General features: G+C 67.1%; 11 protein-coding genes. 8 read left to right on the top strand and 3 right to left on the bottom strand.

Annotated elements, in window-relative coordinates; translation table 11 throughout:
- Positions 1-185 precede the first annotated feature (185 nt).
- Positions 186-1,370, bottom strand: coding sequence for a globin domain-containing protein (locus ACOV8S_RS10600; protein ID WP_448317538.1), 1,185 nt, complete (start codon positions 1,368-1,370; stop codon positions 186-188).
- 328 nt (positions 1,371-1,698) lie between these two features.
- Here ACOV8S_RS10600 and ACOV8S_RS10605 point away from each other — a divergent pair, with 328 nt between their 5' ends.
- From ACOV8S_RS10605 to ACOV8S_RS10615, 3 genes are all read left to right on the top strand, one after another.
- Entirely contained in the window at positions 1,699-3,060 is a 1,362-nt protein-coding gene (locus tag ACOV8S_RS10605; protein ID WP_108954063.1) for a glutamine synthetase family protein, read from the top strand.
- A gap of 718 nt (positions 3,061-3,778) precedes the next feature.
- The gene (locus ACOV8S_RS10610; protein WP_448317539.1) at positions 3,779-4,393 is read left to right on the top strand and encodes a hypothetical protein; all 615 of its coding nucleotides are present in this window, start codon (positions 3,779-3,781) and stop codon (positions 4,391-4,393) included.
- Entirely contained in the window at positions 4,372-5,571 is a 1,200-nt protein-coding gene (locus ACOV8S_RS10615; RefSeq protein ID WP_448317540.1) for a restriction endonuclease, read from the top strand. The genes ACOV8S_RS10610 and ACOV8S_RS10615 overlap by 22 nt, the downstream gene beginning before the upstream one ends.
- Positions 5,572-6,419: 848 nt before the next feature.
- Here the strand turns inward: ACOV8S_RS10615 and ACOV8S_RS10620 are convergent.
- On the bottom strand, positions 6,420-6,761 hold the full coding sequence (locus ACOV8S_RS10620; RefSeq protein WP_448317541.1) for a hypothetical protein: 342 nt from the start codon (positions 6,759-6,761) through the stop codon (positions 6,420-6,422).
- A gap of 146 nt (positions 6,762-6,907) precedes the next feature.
- Here ACOV8S_RS10620 and ACOV8S_RS10625 point away from each other — a divergent pair, with 146 nt between their 5' ends.
- A complete protein-coding gene (locus tag ACOV8S_RS10625; RefSeq protein WP_448317542.1) occupies positions 6,908-7,126 on the top strand; it encodes a winged helix-turn-helix domain-containing protein in 219 nt (72 codons plus the stop codon).
- A gap of 122 nt (positions 7,127-7,248) precedes the next feature.
- On the opposite strand, the gene ACOV8S_RS10630 is transcribed toward ACOV8S_RS10625, so the two are convergent.
- Positions 7,249-7,695, bottom strand: coding sequence for a hypothetical protein (locus ACOV8S_RS10630; protein ID WP_448317543.1), 447 nt, complete (start codon positions 7,693-7,695; stop codon positions 7,249-7,251).
- A gap of 92 nt (positions 7,696-7,787) precedes the next feature.
- On the opposite strand from ACOV8S_RS10630, the gene ACOV8S_RS10635 reads away from it, so the two are divergent.
- The 4 genes from ACOV8S_RS10635 (at position 7,788) to ACOV8S_RS10650 (ending at position 10,102) form a co-directional block, all read left to right on the top strand.
- Positions 7,788-8,159 (top strand): MerR family transcriptional regulator, encoded by a 372-nt coding sequence (locus ACOV8S_RS10635; RefSeq protein WP_448317544.1) that lies wholly within the window; start codon positions 7,788-7,790, stop codon positions 8,157-8,159.
- Positions 8,160-8,228: 69 nt separating this feature from the next.
- Positions 8,229-8,684, top strand: a complete 456-nt coding sequence (locus ACOV8S_RS10640; protein WP_448317545.1) for a VOC family protein — start codon at positions 8,229-8,231, stop codon at positions 8,682-8,684.
- A 76-nt stretch (positions 8,685-8,760) separates the two neighbouring features.
- A complete protein-coding gene (locus ACOV8S_RS10645; RefSeq protein WP_448317546.1) occupies positions 8,761-9,201 on the top strand; it encodes a hypothetical protein in 441 nt (146 codons plus the stop codon).
- A complete protein-coding gene (locus ACOV8S_RS10650) occupies positions 9,194-10,102 on the top strand; it encodes a hypothetical protein (RefSeq protein ID WP_448317547.1) in 909 nt (302 codons plus the stop codon). The genes ACOV8S_RS10645 and ACOV8S_RS10650 overlap by 8 nt, the downstream gene beginning before the upstream one ends.
- Positions 10,103-10,205: the final 103 nt, after the last annotated feature.

The raw sequence follows: 10,205 nt of genomic DNA on the forward strand, positions 1-10,205 counted from the left end.
GGGGGGTGCAGAGGCCCGGGCCCCCGGGGGCCGGGGCACGCCGATGCCCGAGTCACCGGTGGGGCGGTGACCCGGGCATCGGCGCGGACCCTTGTGGATCTCGGGGGCCTCGAGGGCCTCGGGGCAGGGGCGACGGGGCCCGGCGCGGAGCCGGCCCCGCGCCGGGCTCGGTCGGCCCGGTCGGCTCAGTCCTGGCCGAGCCAGAGGTCGGGCCCGAACACCTCGTAGTGGATGTCGGCGGCCGGCAGGCCCTTGGCCAGCAGCTGCGCCCGCACCGCCCGCATGAACGGCAGCGGCCCGCACAGGTACGCGTGCGTCCCCGGAGCCACCGTCACCTCGTCGAGGTCCACCAGCCCGCCGTGCGCGCCCTCCGGCGCGTCCGCCTCGTACCAGAGGTGCAGCGACGCGTCGGCGAGCTGCGCCACCGCGGCCTCCTGGCCGGCGCGCAGCGCGTGCGTCGCGGGGGAGCGGTCGGCGTGCACGACGGTCACCGCGCCCTTGTGCCCGGACTCCGCCAGGTACCCCAGCATCGCCGCGACCGGCGTGACGCCGATGCCCGCCGAGGCCAGCAGCAGCGGCGCGTCCGCGTCCTCGATCACCAGGTCGCCGAAGGGCGCCGAGACCCGCAGCACGTCACCCGCGCGCACGTGGGCGTACAGGTGGTTGGAGACCTCGCCCTCCGGCGCGCTCCCGTCCTGCGCGACCCGCTTGACGGTGAACTGCCGCACCCCGGCCCCCGGGGCCGAGGACAGGCTGTACTGACGGATCTGGTGCGCCCCGTCCGCCAGCTCCACCTGCACGGACACGTACTGGCCGGCCTTGAAGGCGGGCGCCGGGCGCTCGTCGGCCGGGCGGATCCGGAACGTGGCGACGTCCGCCGTCTCCTCGACCCGCTCCACGACCTCCCACTCACGCCACTCGTGCGCGCCCTGCTCCTCGTAGAGCCGCTTCTCGATCGCGATCAGCGCGTTGGCCATCAGCCAGTAGACCTCGTCCCAGGCCGCCGCCACCTCGGGCGTGACGGCCTCGCCGAGCACCTCCACGATCGCCGCGAACAGGTGCTCGTGCACGATGTCGTACTGGTCCGGCTGCACGCCCAGCGAGGCGTGCTTGTGGGCTATGCGGGCGAGCATCGCGTCGGGCCGCTCGTCGGGGCGGTCCACCAGGTAGGTGGCGAACGCCGCGATGGAGCCCGCCAGCGCCTGCTGCTGGCTCCGGGCCGCCTGGTTGCCGCGGTTGAACAGGTCGCGCAGCAGCACCGGGTGGGCCGTGAACAACCCGTCGTAGAACCGTGTGGTGATCTCGTTGATGGCCGCCCCGACGGCGGGAAGGGTGGCGCGCACGGTGGCGGCGGACTGCTCGGACAGCATGGGAGGCCTCCTGGATGCCTTGATCTGGCACGCGAGACGTTAGTAAAACTTGCATCTGAGATGCAAATTAACGGTGCGGGTGTGTGAGCAATCTGTAATGTGCCTTGCGCACCGCGCCCGCGGCCACCACCGAGCAGCCCTTCATCGACCCCCGCACGCCCCTTCCGGAGGGCCCGGAGATCGGGTATGGCGGGCCCGGGGGCAAGATGTCAGGCTGGTGCCCGACACGCGGTGCCCGCCCGCACGCGGTCCGCCCGCAACGCAGGCGAAACCCACGTGTGGTGGTATGGGCCAGGCGGGTCGGATCAAGAAGATGGGGAAGCACACAATGGACAAGCAGCAGGAGTTCGTGCTCCGCACGCTCGAGGAGCGCGACATCCGCTTCGTACGCCTGTGGTTCACGGACGTGCTGGGCTTCCTCAAGTCCGTCGCCGTGGCTCCGGCCGAGCTGGAGCAGGCCTTCGACGAGGGCATCGGCTTCGACGGCTCCGCCATCGAGGGCTTCGCCCGGGTGTACGAGTCCGACATGATCGCCAAGCCGGACCCGTCGACCTTCCAGGTGATCCCCTGGCGCGCCGAGGCCCCCGGCACCGCCCGGATGTTCTGCGACATCCTCATGCCGGACGGCTCCCCGTCCTTCGCCGACCCGCGCTACGTGCTCAAGCGGGCCCTCGCCAAGGCATCCGACCAGGGGTTCACCTTCTACACCCACCCCGAGATCGAGTTCTTCCTCCTGAAGAACAAGCCCACCGACGGCACCCCGCCCACCCCCGCCGACTACTCCGGCTACTTCGACCACACCCCGCAGAACGTGGGCATGGACTTCCGCCGCCAGGCGATCACCATGCTGGAGTCGATGGGCATCTCCGTCGAGTTCTCCCACCACGAGGGCGGCCCCGGCCAGCAGGAGATCGACCTCCGCTACGCCGACGCCCTCTCCACGGCCGACAACATCATGACCTTCCGCCTCGTCATGAAGCAGGTCGCCCTCGAACAGGGCCTGCAGGCCACCTTCATGCCCAAGCCGTTCTCGGAGTTCCCCGGCTCCGGCATGCACACCCACCTCTCCCTCTTCGAGGGCGACCGCAACGCCTTCTACGAGTCCGGCGCCGAGTACCAGCTCTCCAAGGTCGGCCGCTCCTTCATCGCCGGCCTGCTGCGCCACGCCGCCGAGATCTCCGCGGTCACCAACCAGTGGGTCAACTCCTACAAGCGCATCTGGGGCGGCTCCGAGCGCACCGCCGGCGCGGGCGGCGAGGCCCCCTCGTACATCTGCTGGGGCCACAACAACCGCTCCGCCCTGGTCCGTGTCCCCATGTACAAGCCCGGCAAGACCGGCTCCGCCCGCGTCGAGGTCCGCTCCATCGACTCCGGCGCCAACCCCTACCTCACCTACGCCGTCCTCCTCGCCGCGGGCCTGCGCGGCATCGAGCAGGGCTACGAACTCCCCCCGGGCGCCGAGGACGACGTCTGGGCCCTCTCCGACGCCGAACGCCGCGCCCTCGGCATCGAGCCCCTCCCCCAGAACCTCGGCGAGGCCCTCACGCTGATGGAGCGCAGCGACCTGGTCGCCGAGACCCTGGGTGAGCACGTCTTCGACTTCTTCCTCCGCAACAAGCGGCAGGAGTGGATCGAGTACCGGAGCGAGGTCACCGCTTTCGAGCTGCGCAAGCACCTGCCGGTGCTGTAAGGGCAGGTCAGGCGCGGTCTGACGTGACGCAGCGGTGAGGGGCGGTGGTCGATCGACCACCGCCCCTCACTGTTCCGAAGGCCTGTCAGCGGCCTTGGGCCGTTTCTGGGCCGTCCCGTAGAGGGCGTCGATGGCTCGATTGAGGCCTGCGTTCGGCTTGTGGTAGCTGCTCACCAACCATGACCGTCTCGACTTGGCTCAGCCAGAGCTCGGCCTCACGCTGCAGAAAAAAGCCTGGCTGGGGCGGTCGGCCCACGGCTTGTGATAGCGAAGATCATGGTTCCAACGTCGTGCTTTACGGGCAGGTTCACTGACCGCCCGACTCGCCATCACCTTACGGGGTCATGATCACTCGACCCAAAGCAGCTCCAGCCAAAGCCGCTACGCCGACCTAGGATGGGATCTCACCGTAATGATGACTTCCGCATAACTCCCCGCGCGAAGTGGCGCAGCAGATAGCGTATAGGCCATGGATCTTCAGAGTCGACCTGAGTACCCGACAACCCTGCCTTGGCTTTCCAGGTCGGGAGCGATGCCCTCCATGCCTGGGGGACATGACCAGCAGATCGCCACCTTGAGGAGCCTACTGGAGCAGATTCGAGAGCACCCGCACCTTACGGACGAGATTGCTTGGCCGTCTGACAGAACTACCACGATTCGTGACGCTACACACAGGCTGGGAGCCTGCGGTCTCGTAAAAAGGGTGGACCGTAAAGCTGTGCAACTCACGGACGTGGCGCTTCAATGGCTAGAGTCAGACGATGATGAGCTTCTCATCGCGACATTGCACGCACATGTCCGTTTCGTTGGTGAGATTTTGCGTATTCTGGAAGATGGAGAGGTCGGTCATGAAGATCTGAAGAATCTAGCCAATGATCGCTTCGCCCTTGCATGGTCATCCCTCGACCAACTGCGGAGGCGAACTAATTGGCTTCGATGTGCCGGTCTGGCGGAACTCAGGTTTGACAACAAACTCATCATTACGGAGGCAGGTCGGGATTTCCTGAGTTGTGTAGAAGTGGCCGACCCGTCAAGACTGCCCCATTCGCAACATGCGGTATCAGACCAGCCAATTGATATCGCCCAGGCTTCAGAAGCTACTCAGGTCGTCCTCGATGCCCTAAATGAAGAATCCTTGAAGGTGCGGAAGTCAACCATTGGCTACATTCCGAAAGGTGTCAACGGGGATGCTGTTGCAAGCCTTCTGGCGCTAGTCAGTTGTGCGATCCCTAGCGTATCGCGCAAGGATCTTTACGCATTTTGTCAGCGGGAGTTCGGCAGCAAAGATTCGTCGATTTCCGCACTATCACCATGCTGCGCGGCACCGGACTAGTTGAGCAGGTTGGCCTGGACGCCTTCGCTGCAACTGAACAGGCGAAGGCATGGGTTAACTCAGGAGACAACCTGGAGTTGGCAAGAGTTCTCCACTCCAACATTTTGTTCTTCGGCGAAATTCTGCAGTCTCTTGCGGACTCTGACAGAGCTCCCGGCCTAGCTGCTTATGCGTCCCAAATGTACGGTATGCCGCGCGAGGATGTATCAGGGATCAGAACTCGATTGCAGATCCTGCGCGGGTGTGGGCTGATCGAGGAAATCTCGTATGCACGCTTTAGGCTTACCCCTCTGGGAGACGCTTTCAAGGAAACGCTCCCGCTTCTTCCTCCTGGGGCTGGACGCAGCGCTGAGGCCTCATCCTCGCCTAGTGAGGATGAGGCGATGGCGCCCGGCGAGGTCTTGGGGATGGAAGTTCTTGCCGCTTCCACGGATTCCGCAAACCCTGCGCGGTTTGAAAATGCGATCGCCGCAGCCTTCGAATATCTCGGCCTCGATGCGAGACGAGATGGTAGCCCTGGTAATACCGATGTAATCATCACGATGCCTTTTGGGCAAACGAAAATGAAGTTGATCATTGTCGACGCTAAGAGTTCCGCTTCAGGCATCGTTCGAGAGCAGCAAGTCAACTTTGACACATTGCGTGAGCATAAGAAGAAACATCGAGCCGACCAGGTCGCTATCGTCGGCCCATCATTCGCTGAGGATCGAATTAGAAAGCGCGCAGCGGAGCATGGTGTCGCACTAATCGATGCCGAGTTTCTAGCCGAGGTTCTTCGGCGGCAGGCGGATGCCCCTCTGGCGCCGCACGAACTGCTAGGCATCTTTGATCCGCTAGAGCAAGAGCAGCTCAAGTTGGCTTGGAGTCGCTCATCAAGGGAAGCGTCACTTCTAACTCATGTAGTGAATCTTCTAATCCGAGAGTCTTCGGAAGCGGATACGTTTCTTGGAGGTGGGCTCAGCGTCGAGCACATTTATCTTATCCTGCGGGGTGAGATGGAATCGAAACCCAACCCGCAGGAGATCGAAAGGATTCTAAATCTGCTTGCGTCGCCGCTGATTCGAGGCGTTGCTGAGCGGGGAAATCGCTATTTCGCTTTGGAATCTGCAGATGTCACTGCCCTACGTCTCGAATCACTGGCAAAGGCCCTGCGACAGGTGACGATCATGCTCGAATAGCGCGCCCCTTGGCTTGGCGACCTTCCTACTCTCACAGCACGCCACATCCGTCCCGCCATGCAGCGACCGGCGCAGCATGGCGGGTTAGCATCAAGCACGCTTTGATCAGATCCCTCTGTTTGGTCTCCAGTCCCTCGCTGGCCGGTCATTCTGCGTGCGTACCCGGAACCTCCGAGGGGAGCGAAGGCCGAGCGCAACGGTCACGGGTGAGCCTTGACGTCCCTCGGAGAAAGCAGGTGCGGCGGAGTTGCTCGACCGACGAGGGATGCGATCTGTGCCTGCGGCCCGGCGGCTTGGGGCTGGCGCGGCTCCCCGAGCAGCCCCCCTCCTGGGGGCCGTGCGAGGTGGGCCAAGGGCGACAAACGTCGACTACTCGTCACCTGCCGCGGTGACTTAGGTCCGGTAGGGCAAGAAGTGCGGCGTGACGGCCCACGTCCGCATTGACCCTGCTGGGCCTCATGCGTCATCTGCAGGGCGTCGAACGCCTGGTTCCAGCGGACCCTTGCCGGCGTCATTAGTACGACGAGTCAGACCCCACGCCAGCCAGGGGTGTCCACGCGGACCAATTGAAGGTGTGTGAGGAGTCGCGGCAGGGGCGCGTAAAGGTGGTTACCGCCGACCCCGCGCCCATAGTGCCCAGCCCGGAGTTCGGCCACGCTGACGTGCGGTTCGTCCTTGAGCGCGTGATTGAGGAGTATGCCCGCCACATCGGTCAACGCGGATCTCCTCCGCGAAGCCATCGACGGCGCCACCGGCGAATAGCCCGCGCCCACTCAGCCACCTCAGCAGGTCGGGGCGCCGGTCGGACGTGACCGTCGACCCGTCGTTTGCCCGCACCGCCCTTTCGGCTATTGCTCGTTGTCCCCCTGGAAGGCCCTCAGCAGGGCCAGGTCGTCGAGGCGATGGCCGCGCAGGTCGGCAACGTGAGTTGCGGACCGTACGGCATGCACCAGGGTGCGGAGGGCGAGGGAGAGTTCCGCTGAGGTTGTCGCCGGGGCGCGGACCAGTTCCCGGGCTCGGATCGCGTCCTGGCGGGCGACGGCCAGCAGCGTCTCCTCGTGGGCGTCGGCGAGTGAGTTCAGCCTCCCGTTCCCGTAGGTCGTGAACGCAGGCTTGCCGTCGTCCGTCTGCCAGGGAAGCTCGCGCAACGGTTCGGGCCGACCGTTCAAGCGCTGGATACGCTGGTACACGTCATTCGTTCCTGTTCAGCGAGTGTCCGTGCCCTCGGACGATGCAACGTCGCGAGGGCACTTCGAGCGACAGAGCTACCACGGTATACCACGGTGCACCATGGGTGCCCGATGCGGCCAGTGGTGCACCGCGTCACTCTGGATGCATGGCTGAGTACGAGTGGCAGCGCGTGGCGAGGGAGATCGAGCAGGAGATCGCTTCCGGTCGCATCCCGCGAGGCGGAGCCCTGCCCGGCATCGTCCGGATGGCCGAGCAGTACGGCGTCGCCGACCGCACGGTGCGTCGCGCGCTCCAGGATCTTCGGGACCGCGGCTTGATCGAGACCTTGCCGCACAAAGGTTCCTTTGTCCTCGGCCAGCCGTAGAGGACGGGGCCGGGGCAAGCCTGTGCCGTTCCCAGTTGGCTCCGCCGCGTGCTCGACGGCTTAGGTTTGGGTGGCCGCGAGGTGTAGCCAGCGCGCGCCTCGCGCGCTTCGGTGCGGTGCTGTCACGCCGCCTCTTGCTCCCCGGGCACTCGGGTGTTTCGCGGCAGCAGCCAAGGGGCGAGTTGGACGATGCCGAAGGCCGCCTCGGCGGCGAGGAACAGCCACAGCCAGCGTGGGGCGCCGTGGGCCAGCGCGTACGCCTGCCAGGTGGCGAAGAGGGTGCGCGCGAGGCTGTCGAAGAGGCCGAAGAGGGGTGCCGGGTCGACGATCCGGAGGAGGGCCCAGACGGCCACGACCGAGCCCATCAGGTTGGCGAAGAGAACCTGTATCGGGTCGAGCGCCGGCAGGGTGCCCAGGTCCAACGTGTCGCCCAGCTTCGACAGCGCGGCGTGGAGCAGGGAGTAGGTCCATGGCGTGGCGAAGCCGGCGGTGACCACGAGGTCGTACCAGGCGCTCGCGCGAACGACGCGCGGGTACGCGGGGTGGGACGGGGTGGGACGTCGTGTCATGGCGAGGCTCCTGTTGGTCTCCTGGAGGGACGCCACGACGCTAGACAGTGGAGTACGGTCCAAGGTCAAGTCGGTGAGGGCGGGGGAGCGTTGTGCGCATCGGGGAATTGGCCGCGCGATCGGGTCTGAGCAGGGACGCCATCCGGTTCTACGAGAAGATCGGGCTCGTCTCCGGGCAGCGCCTGGCCAACGGTTACCGGGACTTCCCGCCCGAGACGGTGCCCTGGCTGCAGTACGTGCGTACGGCGCAGACGCTTGGCTTCTCGCTGGCCGAGATCGCGCGGACCGGCGAGGAGTTGCGTGACGCTCCCGACACCGCCGAGGCGTTGTCCGCGCTGTTCGAGGAGAAGATCCGGGTCGTCGATGCGCGGATGGCCGAGCTCGCGGAGTTGCGGGCCGAGTTGGAGGCGCGGGTAGGCACCGGGTGTCCGTTGAGGGCGCGGAGGGTGGCCTCCGCCGGCTGATGTCAGGGCATGGGCGGACGGGGCCACATCCGCCCGGTGTATGTCCGAGGTGCCTGCGACACTCCGGCCATGGAGACCACGCTGCAGCTGACGATCGACTGTGCCGATCCGCAGAGGATGGTGGCGTTCTGGAGTGAGGCGCTGGGCTACGTCCCCGAGCCCCCGCCGGCCGGGCACGGCACGTGGCGTGCGTACTGGGCGGCGATGGGGGTGCCCGAGGAGGAGTTGCCCGAGGGCGCGGGTGACTGCCCGGAGTCGATCGTCGACCCCGCCGGGCGCGGGCCCCGAGTCTGGTTCCAGCAGGTTGCGGAGGCGAAGGTCGCCAAGAACCGCATCCACTTCGACCTGAAGGTCGGCGGCGGCCGCGACGTGACGCTGGAGGTCCGCAAGCGGCGGGTCGACGCCACGGTGGAGCGGTTGGTCGCGGCCGGGGCCGCCGTGCTCCGAGCGGCGGACGAGCCGGCCGCGGGGCAGTACGCGGTGCAGATGCGGGACCCGGAGGGCAACGAGTTTGATGTCGTCTAGTGCTTCCGCAGGCGGCGTGCTCGGGTTGTTGCTGGGGTTCGCGGCCTCGGGTGTAGTCGGTCCGTTGAGGCCGGGAATGCCGGCGGATGAGGCCGATCGTCTGCTCGGCGGGGGCACCGGGCTGGTCGTGCCAGCATCTGGCTCAATCGACGAGCGGGACCCACACGGTTCTCTTGGGTTCAAGGACGGGAGTCTGGAGCTTTGGGCCGGCCCTGACGGCAGGGTGTGCCTGCTGGGGTACGACGCGGTGGACGGCCAGGGACGGTTCCAGGGTCCGACGCGTCTCGGGACCGAGTTCCGGCAGGAGGACAGGACGCCGACGCGTGAGGCGCTGCTCGACGGCCTCGACCGGCTCGGCTGTGCCTGGCGTCGCGATGACGCGCTGACGTTCGGCGACCAGGCCGCCGTCGAGACGGAGGCCGGGGTTTCCGTGGTCTTCGTGCGCGCGGAGGTGGCGGCCGGGGAATGGTTGGTCTCGAGCCTGTACGCCACAGCACCCGAGGTCGGTCGTGCCTGAGTGCGGGGACGACGTGGACTGGGCGGGGCTGTTCCACGCCGAGGGACCGGCATCCGACACGCCGCGGCGACTGCGGGCGCTCCTGGGCGACGACGCGCGCGCCTTCGTCGACGGGTACACACACCTGTGGTCAGGGACCCTTCGCCCTGAGGGCGGTGTGTGGCCGGTGATGGCGCCGGCCGCCTTGCTGGTCGCCGAATGGCTGGACGATTCCTCGCTGTGGCCCGAAGACCCCACGATGCCCGAGGCGGTGCTCGCCTACCTGTACGCGGTGGCAGTGGGTGCCGACCTTGAGGACCGGGAGGCCGAGGTCCGGGCGCGCGTGGCGCGATGTGAGCCGGAGTTGCGCCGTTGGAACGTGCGGTACCTGACGGCGGACGCGGCGGGGCGGGAGCGGCTGTGGGCGGACGGCTCGGGGATGGCGGAACTGGTCCTGCAGCGGGCGGCTCTCGCCTGTGGCGATGCCGTGCCGGAGCTTCTCGGGCGGGTGCTGCCGCACCTGGGTGCGGAACGTGCCCGGCGCAGGACGTGCGCGGCGGCGGCCGTGGGCGGGCTGGCCCGGCACCCGTCGGCCTCGGCCCAACGGCCCGCGTTGGTGGCCCGGTTGCTCGCGCTGGCCGGTGCTGCCGAGGACCCGTACGACCTGGCGACGACGGTGGTTGCGGTCGGACAACTGGGTGGCGACACCCGCTCGTGGCTGAGCCACCCGCACTTGGGGGTACGGGTCTGCGCCGCCCTCGCGTCGGCACTCGCCCATGACGCGGCGGCGATCGAGGTGCTGCGGGCGTCGGGGTGGTGGTCACATGCGGCCGTGGAGTCCTTCGGGAAGTCCTTCGGCGACATGGCGCCGCCGCTGCAGTTCCAGTTCCTGCCGTACCGGGACCTGCTCGCGAACGCGTGAAGGGGTGCCTTCGGTGCGTGCGGGCGAGAGCATGGGCTGATGGATGACGTGACGGGCAGTGGCGGGGTCGTCGTGCGCCGGGCGCTGGAGGCGGACGCGGACG

Source organism: Streptomyces sp. CO7 (assembly GCF_053474865.1).